Source organism: Rhodocytophaga rosea (assembly GCF_010119975.1).
In the GTDB taxonomy this organism is placed as follows: Bacteria; Bacteroidota; Bacteroidia; order Cytophagales; family 172606-1; genus Rhodocytophaga; species Rhodocytophaga rosea.
Genome location: NZ_CP048222.1, coordinates 5,695,144 through 5,712,048, shown reverse-complemented (window position 1 = coordinate 5,712,048; position 16,905 = coordinate 5,695,144). Strand labels below are relative to the sequence as shown.

General features: G+C 41.6%; 18 protein-coding genes and 1 pseudogene. 9 read left to right on the top strand and 10 right to left on the bottom strand.

Translation table 11 applies throughout. The features are described from left to right. Positions 1 to 140: 140 nt before the first annotated feature. The 5 genes from GXP67_RS23630 (at position 141) to GXP67_RS23610 (ending at position 4,581) form a co-directional block, all read left to right on the top strand. A complete protein-coding gene (locus tag GXP67_RS23630) occupies positions 141 to 668 on the top strand; it encodes a DUF2721 domain-containing protein (protein WP_162445398.1) in 528 nt (175 codons plus the stop codon). A 57-nt stretch (positions 669 to 725) separates the two neighbouring features. Beyond that, positions 726 to 1,640 carry a DMT family transporter gene (locus tag GXP67_RS23625; protein WP_162445397.1) on the top strand — a complete coding sequence of 305 codons (915 nt, stop codon included), beginning with the start codon at positions 726 to 728 and terminating at the stop codon, positions 1,638 to 1,640. A 117-nt stretch (positions 1,641 to 1,757) separates the two neighbouring features. Then, entirely contained in the window at positions 1,758 to 2,552 is a 795-nt protein-coding gene (gene pgeF / locus GXP67_RS23620; protein ID WP_162445396.1) for a peptidoglycan editing factor PgeF, read from the top strand. 197 nt (positions 2,553 to 2,749) lie between these two features. After that, positions 2,750 to 3,778, top strand: coding sequence for an amidoligase family protein (locus GXP67_RS23615; protein WP_162445395.1), 1,029 nt, complete (start codon positions 2,750 to 2,752; stop codon positions 3,776 to 3,778). Next, positions 3,742 to 4,581: a gamma-glutamyl-gamma-aminobutyrate hydrolase family protein gene (locus GXP67_RS23610; protein WP_162445394.1), complete on the top strand. Its 840-nt coding sequence runs from the start codon at positions 3,742 to 3,744 to the stop codon at positions 4,579 to 4,581. Before GXP67_RS23615 ends, GXP67_RS23610 begins: the two co-directional genes overlap by 37 nt. On the opposite strand, the gene GXP67_RS23605 is transcribed toward GXP67_RS23610, so the two are convergent. From GXP67_RS23605 to pyrR, 6 genes are all read right to left on the bottom strand, one after another. Next, positions 4,571 to 5,302, bottom strand: a complete 732-nt coding sequence (locus tag GXP67_RS23605) for a pseudouridine synthase (RefSeq protein ID WP_162445393.1) — start codon at positions 5,300 to 5,302, stop codon at positions 4,571 to 4,573. The two genes, GXP67_RS23610 and GXP67_RS23605, sit on opposite strands and share 11 nt — an antisense overlap. A 102-nt stretch (positions 5,303 to 5,404) precedes the next feature. Further along, positions 5,405 to 5,785, bottom strand: coding sequence for a hypothetical protein (locus GXP67_RS23600; RefSeq protein WP_162445392.1), 381 nt, complete (start codon positions 5,783 to 5,785; stop codon positions 5,405 to 5,407). Between the two features lie 116 nt (positions 5,786 to 5,901). Beyond that, complete coding sequence (locus GXP67_RS23595) at positions 5,902 to 7,266, bottom strand: HTTM domain-containing protein (protein WP_162445391.1); 1,365 nt, start codon at positions 7,264 to 7,266, stop codon at positions 5,902 to 5,904. Between the two features lie 13 nt (positions 7,267 to 7,279). Next, positions 7,280 to 7,672, bottom strand: a complete 393-nt coding sequence (locus GXP67_RS23590) for a response regulator (RefSeq protein ID WP_162445390.1) — start codon at positions 7,670 to 7,672, stop codon at positions 7,280 to 7,282. A 60-nt stretch (positions 7,673 to 7,732) separates the two neighbouring features. Beyond that, on the bottom strand, positions 7,733 to 8,656 hold the full coding sequence (locus tag GXP67_RS23585; RefSeq protein ID WP_162445389.1) for an aspartate carbamoyltransferase catalytic subunit: 924 nt from the start codon (positions 8,654 to 8,656) through the stop codon (positions 7,733 to 7,735). Between the two features lie 47 nt (positions 8,657 to 8,703). Next, positions 8,704 to 9,243 carry a bifunctional pyr operon transcriptional regulator/uracil phosphoribosyltransferase PyrR gene (gene pyrR / locus GXP67_RS23580; RefSeq protein WP_162445388.1) on the bottom strand — a complete coding sequence of 180 codons (540 nt, stop codon included), beginning with the start codon at positions 9,241 to 9,243 and terminating at the stop codon, positions 8,704 to 8,706. 143 nt (positions 9,244 to 9,386) lie between these two features. Here pyrR and GXP67_RS23575 point away from each other — a divergent pair, with 143 nt between their 5' ends. The 4 genes from GXP67_RS23575 to GXP67_RS23560 all read left to right on the top strand — a co-directional run bounded on the left by GXP67_RS23575 (position 9,387) and on the right by GXP67_RS23560 (position 13,430). After that, a complete protein-coding gene (locus GXP67_RS23575) occupies positions 9,387 to 11,363 on the top strand; it encodes a glycoside hydrolase family 97 protein (RefSeq protein ID WP_162445387.1) in 1,977 nt (658 codons plus the stop codon). Positions 11,364 to 11,394: 31 nt separating this feature from the next. Further along, on the top strand, positions 11,395 to 11,784 hold the full coding sequence (locus GXP67_RS23570) for a hypothetical protein (RefSeq protein WP_162445386.1): 390 nt from the start codon (positions 11,395 to 11,397) through the stop codon (positions 11,782 to 11,784). A gap of 22 nt (positions 11,785 to 11,806) precedes the next feature. After that, positions 11,807 to 12,679, top strand: a complete 873-nt coding sequence (locus GXP67_RS23565; RefSeq protein ID WP_162445385.1) for a helix-turn-helix domain-containing protein — start codon at positions 11,807 to 11,809, stop codon at positions 12,677 to 12,679. A gap of 226 nt (positions 12,680 to 12,905) precedes the next feature. After that, entirely contained in the window at positions 12,906 to 13,430 is a 525-nt protein-coding gene (locus GXP67_RS23560; protein WP_162445384.1) for a hypothetical protein, read from the top strand. A 65-nt stretch (positions 13,431 to 13,495) separates the two neighbouring features. Here the strand turns inward: GXP67_RS23560 and GXP67_RS38345 are convergent. From GXP67_RS38345 to GXP67_RS23540, 4 genes and pseudogenes are all read right to left on the bottom strand, one after another. After that, a pseudogene (locus GXP67_RS38345) lies at positions 13,496 to 13,609 on the bottom strand (acyltransferase); the annotation flags it as partial. 537 nt (positions 13,610 to 14,146) lie between these two features. After that, positions 14,147 to 15,325: a glycosyltransferase family 2 protein gene (locus tag GXP67_RS23550; RefSeq protein ID WP_162445383.1), complete on the bottom strand. Its 1,179-nt coding sequence runs from the start codon at positions 15,323 to 15,325 to the stop codon at positions 14,147 to 14,149. Between the two features lie 371 nt (positions 15,326 to 15,696). Beyond that, complete coding sequence (locus GXP67_RS23545; RefSeq protein WP_162445382.1) at positions 15,697 to 16,188, bottom strand: hypothetical protein; 492 nt, start codon at positions 16,186 to 16,188, stop codon at positions 15,697 to 15,699. A 43-nt stretch (positions 16,189 to 16,231) separates the two neighbouring features. Continuing rightward, positions 16,232 to 16,828, bottom strand: a complete 597-nt coding sequence (locus tag GXP67_RS23540) for a hypothetical protein (RefSeq protein ID WP_162445381.1) — start codon at positions 16,826 to 16,828, stop codon at positions 16,232 to 16,234. Positions 16,829 to 16,905 lie beyond the last annotated feature (77 nt).

The following is a 16,905-nucleotide window of genomic DNA, read 5'->3' as shown; positions in this document are numbered from 1 at the left end:
ATCTGTTGCGCAGAAAAGTAAAGCTGTTATTAGGCAATTTCCAAAAAGACTGTACTAACTATAAACAGAACCAGACAGAGAATAAAAATTGAATAAATTGATACCTTTATCCACCATTTCGGTCAGAAAATTTAACCTGCATGAATGATCTTTCTACTTCCTTAACGGTACTATCTGCCATGATTACGCCGGCAGTGTTAATTCTGGCAAGCGGCTCTCTCATACTAGCTACTTCGCAGCGCCTCGGCAGAGTAATTGAACGGGCACGAAAACTTACCAGTGAACTCAGGGAACATGCTCAAAAACAGGCCGGAAATCAGGACGATCAATTACTGACCGAAGAACGGAGAGTGCTTTTTGCACAGTTAAACCGGGCAGCCAAACGGGCACGTTTTCTACAGTATGCCATGACCTGTTTATATATCACCTTAAGTATATTTGTTGCCACCAGCGTAGCCATTGCGATTGTGGCGGTATTAGGCCTTTCTTATACCTGGATACCCCTTGCTTTCGGCATTGCTGGAATAGCTTTGCTTTTTTATGCCAGTCTGCTGCTGATCGGAGAATCTCGTGTTGCCTTGTCTGCGGTTGACGAAGAAATGAAATTTGCGCTCTATATCAGTCAGGCGCAGGTTCAGCCTACACACAAAAGCATTAAGCAGGAATAGTACTAGACTTTGCTGTAAGTTCAGGTAAATAACCTTCTTAACAGAATTTGAAAAATAATGTCAGAAGCAGAAAGCCAAAGAAAGTATACCGGAATTTATTTTATGCTGATTTCTGCTTTTTCTTTTGCATTAATGGGAGCCATTACCAAGCTGTTAGGCAATAGTTTCAGTGCCATTCAACTGGTATTTTTCCGGAATATATTCGGAGTCATTTTTATAGGAATTACGCTACTAAAAAGACCCTTGCACCAAACCGGTGGCAAACCTTTATTACTGGTATTCAGAGGTGTAATCGGCACCCTGGCTTTATATGCCTTTTTCTATAACATTACCCACATTTCATTAGGCGAAGCGGTTACCTACTCGCAGACCTCTCCTATTTTTATTGCCTTATTCTCCTATATTCTGCTCAAGGAAAAGTTGAATATATATGGCTGGCTTTCCATAGTTATAGGCTTTCTCGGCATTCTTTGCATATTCCGGCCGGATGCTTCTATGGATGTGGAGAGTAATATTATTGGATTATTTTGCGGAATCGGAACGGCTTTCGCTTACCTTTCCATCCGGGAACTTAAAAAAATATATGATACCAGAGCAGTGGTACTTTCTTTTATGGTGTCCGGAATCATCCTGCCTGTTTTCTCCTTCGGGCTGAGCTTTCTTTTCGAACCTTCATCCTATGATTTTATTGTTTCCCCGTTTGCCATTCCTCATGTCCAGGATTGGCTATGGATTATTTTGTTAGGAATTACTTCACTGACCGGGCAGGTTTTTCTTACAAAAGCGTACGGCGAAGAAAAAGCCGGTATAGTATCTGGTATCGGCTATAGCAATATCGTATTTTCTATTCTACTAGGTGTTTTACTAGGCGATTCATTGCCAGGTATAAGCGCTATGATTGGGATTGGCTTAATTATCAGCAGCGGTATATTAATTTCTTTAACAAAGAAAGAAACTCAGCAAACTGCCTGAGCATTTGTAAAATAGTTTCAGAACTTTTTATTCCTTCGCTATTCAATAATCATTGTTTTCACTTTTTTCATCTAAATGGCTTATTTTTATTCCCTGAATCACATTTAATTTCTTTTTATGCACCAGCAATCTTTTGCAAACGTACCACTCTGGCAATTTGAACAACTTTTACCTTATCCCAATATTAAACATTTTGTTTCCGGCCGGCATGGGGGGGTGAGTTTAAATGAAGTAGGCACATTTAATCTCAGTTTCCGGGCAAGCGATTCCAGAGAAAACGTAATTGAAAACCGCAGACGACTTGCCCAGGCTTTAGATATAGAACCTAGCCGCCTGGTATTTCCGGCACAAACCCACAGCGATAGGGTGCAGCTCGTTACAGCCAGCACCAATCCGGATACACTTACCGAAACTGATGCCCTGATTACCAATACACCCGGCATCTGCATCTGTGTGATGTCAGCAGATTGTGTGCCCATTCTGCTCTATGATCCCGTAACCCAATCGGTGGGTGCGGTGCATGCCGGATGGAAAGGAACCGTCAGTAAAATTCTTACCAGAACAATAGAAGCCATGCAACAAGCTTTTGGCACCAGACCAGAAAACCTGGTGGCTGGCATTGGTCCTTCCATCAGTCCGGAGAAATACCAGGTAGGCAGTGAAGTAATAGAAGCCGTACAGCAGGCTTTTGGCCATACCAAAGGCTTAGTCGACAAGGAAGATGCACAAGGGAAAGGATATCTGAACTTATGGGAAGCCAACCGCAGGCAATTACAGCAGTTGCAGGTACCGGAACAAGCCGTAGAAGTTGCCGGTATCTGTACCTATCAGCAAAGCCAGGATTTTTTTTCTGCCCGCAAATCTGCCAATCAGGCTGGACGGTTTGCTGCCGGAATTATGATCATTAGTTAAGTGGCCATTAGTCAACGGTCATTGGCAGATGGTTTTTAAATAAGAATTGCCTGGTATATTCTATTATTGGTCACGTTTATGCTACAAATTTAAAGAACGATCTGGCCACTGTTGACTAATGAATAATTACCAATGACTAATCCATAACCTATCACCAAACGGGCACGTTTAATTCCTGATCATTCATTTTTTAATATATGGAATTTAAACAACCGCCCATACTAACCAATGAAAAAGGCGAAATCCGCACCGTTGGTTTTGAGTTTGAGTATGCGAATGTAGACTTAGAAACTACAGCAAAAATTATTATGGATTTATTCGGTGGCCGCTATGAAGCCACCGATAAATATGCGCAAAAAGTAGCAGATACGGAAGTTGGTGATTTTTCCCTGAGCCTGGATGTACGCCTGTTAAGCGAGAAGAAATACCAGAATTACTTCAGCAAACTTGGTATTGATCTGGAACAGATTAATATCGGAAATACTACGCTGGATTCTATTGTTGAGAATGTACTAGGATCGGCAGTTGCCAAGGTAATTCCCTACGAAATATCAATGCCTACCCTTCCTTTTACCCATTTACAAAAAGCGGAAGCGTTGCGCAAGGCTTTATATGATAACCAGGCCAAAGGCACCAAAGCATCTATTTTATATGCTTTTGCCATGCATATCAATCCCGAACTTCCGGTAAAAGATATTCCAACTATTCTTTCTCACCTACGGGCTTTTCTGCTTCTGTATCCCTGGCTGTTGAAAGCATGTGATGTAGATTTTTCACGCCGCCTGACTTCTTTTATCAACCCTTTTCCACCAGAATATGCCCAACTGGTACTTGCTCCGGCCTATGCACCTGACCTGGATCAGTTTGTGAATGATTACCATCAGTATAATTCAGACCGTAACCGTCCGCTGGATCTGTATCCGGTATTAGCCTGGCTGGATCACGAAAAAATAGACCGGCTGGAAAATTTAGGAAAGGTAAAACCCAGGCCAACTTTCCATTACCGGTTACCTAACAGTTTAATTGATGATCCGGAATGGAGCATTGCTAAAGAATGGAATCACTGGGTGGAAGTAGAATGGCTGGCTAGCGATTCTCAATTATTGAGGGAGTTAAGTGAAGCTTATTTGCAGGCAGATAAACAATCACAGAAAGAGTTTGATCAGCTATGGGTTAATAAAATGGACGAATGGATAACAAACAAGCCCCTTCTCGGCCAAAGATAGGCGTAACCGGTCCTGATTCGGGCGGAGGTGCTGCCTGGTTTTTTACTGCTTTACAAGTGCGGATGGCAGGTGGCATTCCTATCCGGATCAGGCCATCTAAACCAAAATCAATCGAGAGGCTACAAGGTCTGATTATTGGTGGAGGGGCAGATGTGGACCCGGAAACGTATGAGAAAGAGAATGTGCTTCAGACCTACCTCAACCAGACCCTAAAAAACAAACGCCGTCCTCTTTTAGTCCGGATCAAACGCTTTTTTACGTTTCTGTTATATCCGGTTATATTTTTTATACGTGTCTGGTTTAGTAAAAAAGGCCACGGATTAGACCGGGACCGGGATATACTGGAATTTACGATGCTGGACCATGCGATCAAAAGAGAAATTCCGGTGCTGGGCATTTGCCGGGGTTCACAGCTAATTAATATTTATTTCAAAGGAACGCTCTACCGGGATATTAATACCTTGTACGATGAAGAACCTAACCGGGCCAGTATATTTCCGGTGAAAAGAGTAGCCATAAAACCAGAAAGTAAACTCGCCCAGATTCTGCAAACTACCAGGGCTCGTGTCAATGCCTTACACAATCAGGCCGTTCAAAAGCCTGGCCAGGGTATCGATATTGTCGCCAAAGAACCTAACCAGATTGTGCAGGCAATTGAGTCGGTCACTGAAAAGTTTGTGATCGGGGTACAATGGCATCCGGAATACCTGATCCAGAAAAGAATTCACCGCCGTATTTTCAAAGCACTGGTAAAGGCAGCCCAGGAACATGCGTTTGAAAAACTAAAAACTGTCAATAACTGATTTTCACCTCTTCGAGTACTTGCTGCCACCCAAACTGAAGGCAAATGCTCCTAAAATGAGCTGGTAACGGCGCTTCTATGCAGATACGTTCTCCAGTAAAAGGATGAGTAAAGCGGACAGCATATGCATGTAACAGCAAAAAAGGTGTGTGCAATTTTTCGGCAAACATCTGGTTGTGCCGCCAGTCGCCATGCTTTTTATCGCCGATAATATAGTGGCTGATATGAGCAAAATGCTTGCGTATCTGGTGCATTCTTCCGGTAAGCGGTGTCGCTTCAACCAGTGAATACCTGGCCGTTTGATAGCGCCCTACTGGCACTGGAATTTCAACTGTAGCCAGTCTTTTATATTCTGTAAGCGCATACTGGGGTTCTTTGTAAGTTTCTTCTTTCAACGCATACTCAATAGATTCCGATTCTTTCACATACCCCCGTACAACTGCCAGATATGTTTTTGCCACTTCCCGTTCTTCAAATAGCGGCATCAACTTCTGTGCAGATTCCTTACTTAAGCCAAATAACAGTACACCGGAAGTTGGCCGGTCCAGGCGATGAAGCGGATATACCCGTTGCCCTAGCTGGTTGCGTAAGAGTTGTAAAGCGAAAGCTTTGTTTTCCTCAGCAATACGTGTACGGTGTACCAGCAGCCCATTGGGTTTATTAATGGCCACCAGGTGTTCATCCTGGTAGAGAATCGGTAATAGGGTTTGTGTTTGAAACATGAAGCAAAGGTAGTATGACTCATTCACACACCAGCCTTTTATGATTTAAGTTTTGTTTAGGATAAAGCGGTTGTCGAACAGTTATAGCTTGAATGTGACACTTTATCGTTCTCTTAGCTTTAAATAAGAGATATTATTGCTAAAGAAAATAAAAAATCCAAGGCATAAAAAGACAAAGGCATTAAGTAGAAAGGTGAGCACCGGGCCATTAGCAACATATTGTCCCACAGAAAGCCCTTGGAACTCTTCATAGAGTTTAGCGCCAAAGAGCACTAAAGAGAGCATTAGTATAATGAGAATATTCCAGATAGCAATTCTCTGTTTCCTGGCCAATATAAATGATATTCCTACGCCAAGAATCAATCCTACAAAGGGAATCATCCTTTTAGCTATAAGAAAATAAGCGATTCGCTTAGAGGCCTCTTCTTGCAATGTTAAGTCTTCATTTCTTACAAAAGCCACCACTAAGTCTACATCATACAAAAAGGCCAGATTATTAAAAGAGAGTATAAATAGAAATATGGCTAAAGTATGTAGGATTATCAATTTAAAATTTATCTTCTTTAGCATTATCCAATATACGAATAAACTGATTGCTTTTATTTATTCGCTTGCTGATCTTCCGTTTGTAAAGGTAAAATCCATATACTGGGGCTGAAATGCGCCCAGTCTACTTTTGCCAGATCTACATTCTCATCTATAAACGGCTGAAAAGGACGGCCATTGAGGCTGGCAAGGCTATGTGCATATACTTCAATTTGTGGAATGCCCTCAGCAGCATATTTCTTTTTCAGGTATTGTACAAACTGCCAGACCATATCTGGATGAGTAGAAAGGGAACTGATCTGCTCGTCTGTCAGATACTCTGAAGGGTTGATTTCCCAGCTTTTGTCACTGGCAGGATCTTTTATAGTGAAGGAGATAGAACCAGCTTTCGACCGCAGCATCATGCGCCACGACATCCGGTGGCCTTCTTCCGTCCAGTTGACATCGCCCGGATATAAGAGATGCCGCAAGGGCAATAAAATCTGAAGAATGAAATATACGCTGAATAGTAAAATCAGGCCGTTCTGAAAGCTAACAGATATTGGCTGGATAGATGGTTCTTTAACAGCAACAGGTTTTCTTCGCAAAAACAACCTGCGAATGGTTTCACCAGGAAAGAAGAAAACACTGGCACCTATCATCAGGTAAGGGAAAATGCCAATCTGGAATACAGCTGAATTGAACAGGTGGAACACAATAGCCATTGCCAAAGCTAATAGTCTGGTACGCTTCCATATGAGTAAAGGTATTACCAGAAAGTCGAAGAGAATGCCGCCATAGGCCACCACCCATTTGATCCAGGAAGTTCCCAGCAAAGGACCAATAATGGGGTAATCTGTTTTGTAAGAAAACCACAAACCAACAGGCAATGCATTCATCCAGTCTGGTTGCATTTTGGCGATAGCCGCATAGGTGAACACAATCCAGAACTGTAGGATAAATATCCATATACACCACCTGGAGCAAGTTAATTGCCGGATAGAGGGATTTCGTTTCGTATCCAGAGAGGCATAATGATGAGCCGGTACCACCATCATCAACAGGCAAAGCAGAATGAGCAGGTAATAATGGTTGTTGTAATGGTCCTTCTGCATCAGGTAAGAAGCCCACCACAACAAAGTAAACCCCACTATACTGAAGCGATAAAACAATCCCAGCATTACCATCAGACCTAGAACGGCCATCAGGGCATAATAGCCATGCATGCCATAACCTGGCAATGGACGTAGCCATTCAAAACCAATAAATGTAAAATGAATAGTTGGGTCTATAAAAGTTTCTTTCACCCATCCGGTGAGAATAGCTCCGCCAGATTCGAGAAAGATAAGTAATCCGAAAACCATCCGGAATACGATCAGGGGGCTGTTATCTACACGTTCAAAAAGAAAATTTCTATATGCAGCAAGCGAGGCAGCCATTCTGTTTTAATACTTATCTGGCAATATACCCTGATATAAGTTCATCGAGTTCTTCCAGCGCATTAGCTCCTTTTAGTACATAATCCTGTACGCCCATTTTTACAAGCTCGTATACCAGCTGACCATCTTCCTGGCCGCTAAGCATGATAATTTTGGGGCGTTTTTTTTGTTTGAGCACTTCGCTTAATACCTGTTTGCCATTCAATAGGCTACCAGAGCGGTTCAGGTTATAATCCAGAATAATAATATCTGGTTGCAGGTCTAATTTTTCCAGACAATCTTCACCTGAATTAAATACATGTACTTCAAATTTTTTTTGGAGTTCCAGATGTCTCCGTAGTATCATCAGGAAAGTTTCGTCGTCATCTACAAGAAATATCTTATAGGTTGCTAAGGGTGTCACCATGTAAATAAGTAAATTTCTAATTCAGGCGATTGCCTGTCTCCCAATATAATAAATATATAATTACCTGCTTTGTGCCAGTAAATAAAGAACTGCCATTCGTATTGCCACACCATTCTCTACCTGGTTCAGGATAATGGAATGATGCGAATCAGCTGCATCACTGGTCAATTCAACGCCCCGGTTAATCGGGCCGGGATGCATAATCGTTATCTCTTTATCCAGAGAATCCAGCAGTGCTTTGTTAATGCCGTAATATAAAGAATATTCCCTTAATGATGGAAAATATTTGATCTGCTGCCTTTCCAGTTGAATGCGAAGCACATTCGCTACATCGCACCATTGCAGGGCTTTTCTCACATCCAGTTCTACCTGTACACCCAATTCCCGGATGTATCTGGGCAGTAATGTAACCGGTCCGCATACCATGACCTGGGCACCTAGTTTCTGCAAGGCAAAAATATTAGATAACGCTACTCTCGAATGCAGAATATCTCCAATAATGGCTACTTTCTTTCCTCCTACTTCCCCATGTTTTTCCCGGATCGAAAAACCATCCAACAGCGCCTGTGTGGGGTGTTCGTGGGTGCCATCGCCTGCATTTACAATATTGGCACTGATGTGTTTGGCCAGAAAATGAGGCGAACCTGGGCTGGAATGCCGCATCACGATCATATCCACTTTCATGGCCAGAATATTGTTTACTGTATCCAGCAGGGTTTCGCCTTTTTTTACAGAGCTGGAAGAGGAAGAAAAATTGATTACATCGGCTGACAATCTTTTTTGTGCCAGTTCGAAGGAAAGCCTGGTGCGGGTTGAATTTTCAAAAAAAACATTGGCAATGGTGATATCCCGTAAGGAAGGTACTTTTTTGATGGGGCGGTTTAATACTTCTTTAAAGGTATCGGCAGTTTCAAAAATCAGCTCAATATCCGGCCTTGTTAATCCCTTAATTCCCAGTAAGTGTTTTACACTTAATTGCTGCATACTTAAATAAATTACGAATTACGAATTACTACCCGCTAATGACTTTTTTATGGATTGATCAGCCAGATGTTGTCGTCTGCTGCACCCTGCTCTTTCCATTCTACCAGAATACGTTGCGACAGAATAGAATTTACGTGCCTGCCCACATAGTTAGGTTCAATGGGCAGATCCCGGCTATATTTCCTGTCGATCAATACCAGTAACTCTACTTTTTTTGGCCGGCCAAAAGCAGTCATCGCATCTAAAGCAGCCCGTACAGTACGTCCGGTAAACAATACATCGTCTATCAGAACTACGTTATGATTTTCAATAATAAAAGGAACACGGGTGGCATTGGGTTTCAGCGGTGTTTCCCTTCTGCGGAAATCATCGCGGTAGAAAGTAGCATCCAGATAGCCCAGGGGTACCACTATATTGGTCAAGGCTTTTATCCGTTGCCTGATCCGTTCTGCCAGAAAAATACCACGGGGCTGAAGGCCCAGCATTACTGATTCCGAAAATGTATGATGATTTTCTATCAGTTGCTGGCAAAGCCTGCTGATCATGATATCTAACAAACGGCTGTCGAGGATGAGTCTTTTTTGCATGGCTTTTGCCGGCAAAGATATAAAAAAGGATCTAATTGCCTACCTTCCCAGAAAGTTAAAATTCACTGGCCCGCTTCAGTTTTACGCTCAAATATTCCGCTAATACTCCTGGCGTTTGTAGGCATTTTTATGTAGTTTGAGCTATGAGCAAACTATTTTTTATCTTTCTTTTGACCCTCACAAGCAGCGTATTCCTTTTTGCCAGAGAAATTAAAGTCAAGTCGCCAGACGGTAAAATTGAAGTACGCATCCATCAAAATAAACAACTCACCTACGATGTTTTGTCCGGGCAGAATGCTTTGTTACAAGGTTCTGTCATAGACCTGGAGCTGGAGAATGGTAATAGCTTATCGGCAGGTTTAGCGATACGAGCTGTCAACCGAAGTGAAGTCAGAACGGAGATTGTGCCTGTAGTTCCCGAAAAAAGACGTATCATTCCAGACCGCTATAACCAGGTAGAAATCCGTTTCCGGCAACCCTATAGCCTGCTATTCCGGGTATATGACGATGGTGTAGCATACCGCATTGTTACGCATTTTCCGGATTCTATTACGATAAAGAATGAAGCAGCCATTTTTAATTTTTCGCTTACTAAAATGATATGGTATCCACAGGTACAGCCCCGGACCGATGCCGATGTATTTCATACCAGCTTTGAAGAACATTATACTATTAAACCCCTGGATAGTATTCCTGCCGAAAGCCTGATATTTACCCCTTTATTAATTGAAACAAGCACCTCAGCCAAAGTATTACTGACCGAATCTGATTTAGTTGATTATCCGGGCATGTTTGTGAAAAATAATGCTGGCAAAGGCTTTACAGGTGAGTTTGCCCCTTATCCGCTGGAGGAGAAAATGGTGGGAGGTGAATTTAAACAGTGGGCCGTAACCAAAAGAGCCGGATATATTGCCCGGACTAAAGGCAGCCGGAGTTTACCCTGGCGGGTGATCATTATTTCATCAGCAGATACAGACCTTCCCTCTAATGATCTGGTATACAGGCTGGGTTCGCCTACTCCCTTAACCGATGTTTCGTGGATTCAACCGGGCAAGAGTACTGAGGAATGGATCATTGGAAGCAACCTGTACAATATTCCTTTTCAAGCTGGCATTAACACCGACACCTACAAGTATTATATTGATTTCGCCAGAAAATTCGGTTTTGAACGTATTCTGCTGGATGCTGGCTGGTCGGATGCCATGGATTTGTTCAAGATTACGCCTACGCTGAATATGGATGAACTGGCGGCCTATGCCAAAAGCCAGGGAATAAAACTCAGCATGTGGACATTGGCGGCTACCTTAGACCGTCAGCTGGAACCAGCTCTGGGCCAGTTTAACCGATGGGGAGTGGATTTTATCATGACCGATTTTATTGACCGGGATGATCAGAAAATGGTAAACTTTCATCACCGGGTTGCTGAAGCCTGTGCCCGGCATAAAATTATGCTCATGTTTCATGGCTCATTTAAACCGGCAGGATTCAGCCGAACCTGGCCACATGCTTTAACCCGCGAAGGCGTACTGGGTTCGGAGTATAATATCTGGAGCCATCGGGCTGCGCCACCTCATAATGTTACGCTGCCTTTTATCCGGATGGTTGCCGGACCAATGGATTACGAACCAGGTTTACTGCAAAATGGAACGAAGGAGACTTTCCGGCCTATTGGTAATTATGTGATGTCGCAGGGAACCAGGTGCCATCAGTTAGCCATGTTTGTAGTATACGATAGCCCCATGCAGTTTTTTTCCGGCAATCCTTCCACTGGCTTGCAGGAACCGGAATTTATGGAGTTACTAGGCAATATTCCTACCGTATGGGACGAAACCAGGATTCTGGAAGGAAAAATAGGCGAATACATCATAACCCTCCGCAAAAAAGGTACTGACTGGTACATTGGCAGCCTTACCAACTGGACTGGCCGTTCGCTTACCATCAAACTTGATTTTCTGGATGAAGGCAACTACGAACTCAACGCTGCCGAAGATGGCGTAAATGCCAGCCGTTATGCCGCCGATTACCAGTTGATCAAGAAAAAAGTAAAGAAAGGAGATACACTGGAAATTAAACTTGCTCCCGGCGGAGGATTTGGTGGCAGAATCAGGAATGTGGATTGAGGTACTACTTATTAACTAAATTATTCATTCTATGAATTTTGGAAAATATAAAATAGCTCAGCAAATAAATAACAAAGGTATTTATGCTGGTATTGAATTAGAGGCAGAAATAAATCTTCAGCCTTTTAATATTAAAATTGAATACGAAACCAGTTTTTTTGAAGGTTGGCAATCAGGAACAGAATGGAAATCAGCGATAGCATTTGGAACGCAATATTTTCTCGCCCATATAGACACTCCCTATAACCATAGAAAGGGAATATATGTAAAGGTAATTAGATTTCAAGGACATGAGGTTGATACTACTATGGCTTTGGTAAGCATTGTTACAATCAAAGCGTTAATGGATGCACTTAAAGTATCTATCTATAAAGAGCCATTTGTAGATACCAAAAACTTCATATACTGCTTTCCTTTTTGATAATTAACGTCTCATCGTAAAAATGGAGCGGACAGCAAACATTTACTATCCAAAAACAAGCCCTGAAAATATCTTTATCCGGCAAATCTGGAGCACTAAGGATATTCAACCGGATAAACGTACAGAAAAAATCCTTCCTAAGGGAACGGCAGAAATTATTTTTAATCTTTCAGAAGGAATACATTGTTATAAGACGGATGAAAAAAATGCTTTTTATCTGCCGAAATATTTTATCAATGGCATCAATCTTAATCCAATCAACCTGTCGATCAGCAGGCAATATTTTATAGGCATACAGTTTAATATTTTTGCATTAAAATATATTTTCAAGATCCCTACTGTAGAATTCAACGATCAGGTTCTGGAAGGCTCTCTGGTCTGTAAATCATTGGATAGGTTAGCAGAGAAACTGAGTGAATCCTCTTCATTCCATGAGCAAGCAGAGATTATACTACAATGGTTCAAAGGCAAAATAAAAGATTGTCCCGGGCTTGAGACTAAAAACCGGATCATCCACCTGCATGCAGACCCCGACATTATACATCTTTCACCAAAAACTATCGGTGAAAAGTATAATATTACCCCCCGCCACCTGAGCCGCCTGTGTGTAGAATATCTGGGGATGTGTACAGAAGATGTTATTCTTTATAGAAAATACCTGTCATCGCTTTATCAAATCCACCATCCACATCAATCTCTCACTCAAATAACCTATGACTGCGGTTATTATGACCAGTCTCATTTTGTGCGAACTTTCAAGTTATTCACCGGTTTAACCCCTAAACAATACAGGAAAGTAGCAAGTGGACTGCCGGGACATATTTTTGAGGTTTCAGCGGAGAAAGCTATAACCTTACACAGTACAAAGAGCCAACTGCAAATACTTTTAGTCTGATAGGTAAAGCGCCTGCCTGTTAAATCAATCTATCTGCTGACTTTGCCTAATCCTGGCTTTGCGCTTTTATCTAGGGTTTAAACCTCTCAAGGCAGGTGAGTTTTTACTGCTAATTTTTTAGAATATATCTGCTTGTAGGGAATAATGTCCGGCTCATACAATTTTTGGCTATCCGGGTAAATTACCTTTACAAAGTAAAAAATCCACTCACCTAGCATTTTTATATATGAACTTTAAAGACATACTGTACTCATTCGCTTGCCTTTCTTTTTCTATAGTGATCGGAGCAGCCGTTTACGAACATCTGGCCGTGGTTCCTCAATGGAGTGCGGCTCCGCCTGCTTCCCTGAGCATGTTTCAAGGCCCATACGGACTGAATGCCGGCGCTTTCTGGATGCCTATACATCCGGTTACCCTCCTATTCATGATTGCTACGCTGATTCTTTTTTGGAAAACCTCCAGAAGAAAAAATATCCTGATTACCTTAACCGGTTATGTGAGTATCCTGATTATAACAGGGATATACTTTGTTCCTGAACTGATGGCAATTACCGGCACCGCTTTTTCAGAAACAACAAATGCTTCATTAACCAACCGGGCAAATTTATGGGAGACTTTAAGTATTATAAGAATGTTAATACTCATGGTACTGGCGATCAACCTGTTTGTAGGCCTAACCAAGGTCAGCGCTAAAATGGAGACCCAGAAAAATTATTCAGGAGCCATACGTTCGACAGCCAATGCAGTATAGCAAATCAGGCCAGAGAGTATTTTTGCTGACAACGACAATTAAGCCACTACATCTGGCTGAATAGTCCGGATAATTTTGGCAGGAACACCGCCCACCAGGGTATATGGTGGTACATCTTTGGTAACTACTGCACCAGCCGCTACCACTGCTCCTTTTCCAATGGTAACACCTTTCAGAATCATGCACCTAGTAGCCAGCCAGACATTATCTTCGATGATGATGGGTTGAGGAATTTCCGGTGTATCCCGGTTTTCTACGCCATGAAAGTCATTATCCATAATAATTACCTGGTTGGCAATCTGGCAATATTTGCCAATGCTCACTTTGCTTCTCACGGAAATAATTACCCCGGTATTAATAAAGGTGTGATCTCCAATACTTAGCAAAGCTCCTTTTCCTACGGATAGCTGTGTTTTTCCGATGTGTGACCAGATTTTTACATAATCTCCAATGATAATACTTCCACCCCCTTCTACTCTGGCAAATCCCCGCATGGTTACCATTTTCCCTACTTTTGCACAGGAGAAAAACACCATCTTTGCTGTAACTAAGCGCCGGAAACCAGTAATTGCTCTTTGTAGGGTATGAAATAAAGCCATTTATTGATAGAAAATGTAAAATTAACTTCGCTGAACTGACATTTTAAATTGAATAATGTTTACCTTAAGTATATACAGGTTGAGTAGAAATTTAATTATCAATTTTATACTATCTTTTTACTTCATCTTCCCATGCTCCGTATGAATAAATTTGCTTCTGGCCTGCCTGATCCCGGTAAAGGAAAGTATGAATTGAATAAATAATACCGGAAGGCTTAAGATTTCTTTCCACGAAATTTTAGTAAGCAAATGCATAGGCGTTGCTAATAACATAGCAATCATCAAACCTGATAGTTGTAAGATACCGGCTATAAGCAAAGATGGTGTATTGATTATCCCGGTAATCAGGCAAATCATTCCCAGAAATCCCATAAGTAAAATCCGGGGCAAAAGCGTCATCTGACATACCTTGTCGAAAAAGTCAATGTTTCCCTTTACTATCAGTGCCTGTAATCCAGGCACAAAGTATCTTTTCAGGTATTTTAGCTGGGCAGCTATCCAACGGGTGCGTTGCTGACGAAAGGCCTGGGTATGCTGTACTTTCTCATCATACACAAGCGCATCCTCCAGATATTCAATGGTGTACTTTTGTTTTAAGAGCAGTAATTCCAGTTCCTTATCAAACCCACCAGTGGTATGAATACTGGTCATTAATCGCTTAAACAATCGATATTCAAAAGCCATTCCGGAACCGATTAATGCAGCCGATAAACCAATACTCCGGTGTCCTTTCCGGAAGATGTGGTTGTTTATTTCCTCACTGATCGCATCCAGCACAGCAACAGCTGTATTGGTATTTTTAGCCACCCGGTGTCCTTGTACTACCTGGCTGCCCTGAACAAAAGGCTGGTGAATTTTCTCCAGGAAGCAAAAATCCATTATGTTATCTGCATCTAATACCAGTGCAATATCATAATCTGGCAATTGATGTAAAGCAGTATTGAGGGCTTTGGCTTTAGTAGACTCCGGAAAATGGACAGTAATAACCCGTACCGGATAAGTCTGAAGCTGACGCAAGGTTTCCGACTGAAGAGAATCTGCAATAATAATTACTTCAAAGTAATTTTTGTCGTACGACTGAATTAAGGCTTGTCTGGCCACTTCTACAATCACAGCATCTTCACGGTAGGCCGGAATCAGCACCGCAATGCGGCTTTGTGGCTGGGAAGCAGGCTGGGTAGGAAATGCAGTTTTTTTTTTGAAATGGCCGGCAATCGCAAATAACAGCAAATACACTGTACAAACTCCTGTATAGGTGAGCAGTACTACCAATAAAAGCTGCAATAGATAGATCATACGTTGGTTACTGGCTTCCCCGAAAAGAAACAGCAACTAAATATAAACATAATCTATTATCTGGCGAAGTAAGTAAAAAACGGGTAGGTAAGTATTGTAAGTTTCTGGGTCAGTTCTATCTATATGGCTGTGACATGTATAATTCCGGAAAAAATCAACTGTGTGAAGCGGAGGATAGGTTTACATGGGCCTTACAGGATGATGGCGTTGAAATATGTTTATTTTAAGAGGCTGTAATCGATAAAGTCATTGTTACAAACCTGATCAGTAGGGGTAATCTGATGTTATTAAAGTTTTGGGCATTTTTTCTGTCTACTTTTTACTCATTTACACCCAATGTTTATACCATTTTCACCTTCGGTGATCTGCTGTTAGTTAAACAACACTGGCATAAACTCATTCAAACCTTGATACGCTTTCACCAGTTCTGTATGATTACTCCCTCTGTTAGATAAATTGAAGGCAAATGTAAGGTCATTGATCTCTTTGAAATATGGCTTTACCAGAAATTTTTCTGTGAAATTTTTAGCTTCCTGCTTAGACAAAGATTTTTTCCATAATTGTAATTCAGGCGCTATTTTCTGTACACGTTTGGTTAACTGCAATTTTACCTGCTGAACCGCTACCAGGGCTTGTGCCTGATCCTGGATCTTGTTGATTTGTCTCAGTTTAACTACATAATCAAGCATAAGAGCATCTATTTCGCCTTCCAGCCTGATGCTCTCAGGCGTAAGGTCAAAACCGATAGAAGAAATTACCTGGTTATAACGCACCGCCTTATAGCTTTGCCACAAAGGACTCAATACCAATACATTGAAGTAGATATTGAGTAGTAACATGCAGAGTTGTGAAGTGGTAATCATGACTGAATTAGGTTTACAAGTTAAAGTAGTGTAGTAGGTTTGTTTAGTTATTATCTAGTTTATCTGGAGATACCCTTACAATGAACTTAAAATGGATATACCGGATCAGCAATAGTATGGTACCAATTATAGTCAGGGCTATACCCGTTAGTAAAAAAATCCATTTGGCTTGTGTACCCACATTTGCCAGTCTGGCTACTGTTTCCAGTTTATAAGGATAATTTACCAGCATCAGCACCAGGCACATATTCTCTATATAGTCAGCAAGCAAGGCAACAGCCGGTATCAGGAACAGAACCTTAATAAAATTTTCTTTCAGCGCCAGCTTTCCATATACTTTGATAATGAGCAGGCTAATGAGGATAGAGTTAATCAGCGGATATACAGCATAAATGGTAATCTGCATGAGTGTATTCCATTCCCGACCCTGGCTTCCATAGGCTTTGAATATTTTATAAATCTGTTCAGTAGAATAGCTGAAAGGTAAATCTGCCTCGGTCATTCCATTAGAAACACTTTTTAATTCTCCATTTGCCCAGGGCAACACAATACCGATAAACAACAGGCAGGCAAAAAATAAGATCAATACATTTCCGGTTTTAGCAGAGTTGCGGAATGATTGATATAACTTGTCGAACATGATAAACAGCCCCTACAGGCCAGCTAAATTTTAATACTACAAAGATAGCAGGTGGAAGGGGGCTTGTAAATCCCTAA

Bases quoted from the DNA above. Each gene is read 5' to 3' on its own strand.
- GXP67_RS23560 (WP_162445384.1), top strand. From the start codon at position 12,906: ATGAACTTTAAAGACATACTGTACTCATTCGCTTGCCTTTCTTTTTCT.
- GXP67_RS23630 (WP_162445398.1), top strand. From the start codon at position 141: ATGAATGATCTTTCTACTTCCTTAACGGTACTATCTGCCATGATTACG.
- GXP67_RS23575 (WP_162445387.1), top strand. From the start codon at position 9,387: ATGAGCAAACTATTTTTTATCTTTCTTTTGACCCTCACAAGCAGCGTA.
- GXP67_RS23590 (WP_162445390.1), bottom strand. From the start codon at position 7,672: ATGGTGACACCCTTAGCAACCTATAAGATATTTCTTGTAGATGACGAC.
- pgeF (WP_162445396.1), top strand. From the start codon at position 1,758: ATGCACCAGCAATCTTTTGCAAACGTACCACTCTGGCAATTTGAACAA.
- GXP67_RS23545 (WP_162445382.1), bottom strand. From the start codon at position 16,188: ATGATTACCACTTCACAACTCTGCATGTTACTACTCAATATCTACTTC.
- GXP67_RS23610 (WP_162445394.1), top strand. From the start codon at position 3,742: ATGGATAACAAACAAGCCCCTTCTCGGCCAAAGATAGGCGTAACCGGT.
- GXP67_RS23605 (WP_162445393.1), bottom strand. From the start codon at position 5,302: ATGTTTCAAACACAAACCCTATTACCGATTCTCTACCAGGATGAACAC.
- GXP67_RS23550 (WP_162445383.1), bottom strand. From the start codon at position 15,325: ATGATCTATCTATTGCAGCTTTTATTGGTAGTACTGCTCACCTATACA.
- pyrR (WP_162445388.1), bottom strand. From the start codon at position 9,243: ATGCAAAAAAGACTCATCCTCGACAGCCGTTTGTTAGATATCATGATC.
- GXP67_RS23585 (WP_162445389.1), bottom strand. From the start codon at position 8,656: ATGCAGCAATTAAGTGTAAAACACTTACTGGGAATTAAGGGATTAACA.
- GXP67_RS23540 (WP_162445381.1), bottom strand. From the start codon at position 16,828: ATGTTCGACAAGTTATATCAATCATTCCGCAACTCTGCTAAAACCGGA.
- GXP67_RS23565 (WP_162445385.1), top strand. From the start codon at position 11,807: ATGGAGCGGACAGCAAACATTTACTATCCAAAAACAAGCCCTGAAAAT.
- GXP67_RS23595 (WP_162445391.1), bottom strand. From the start codon at position 7,266: ATGGCTGCCTCGCTTGCTGCATATAGAAATTTTCTTTTTGAACGTGTA.
- GXP67_RS23615 (WP_162445395.1), top strand. From the start codon at position 2,750: ATGGAATTTAAACAACCGCCCATACTAACCAATGAAAAAGGCGAAATC.
- GXP67_RS23570 (WP_162445386.1), top strand. From the start codon at position 11,395: ATGAATTTTGGAAAATATAAAATAGCTCAGCAAATAAATAACAAAGGT.
- GXP67_RS23625 (WP_162445397.1), top strand. From the start codon at position 726: ATGTCAGAAGCAGAAAGCCAAAGAAAGTATACCGGAATTTATTTTATG.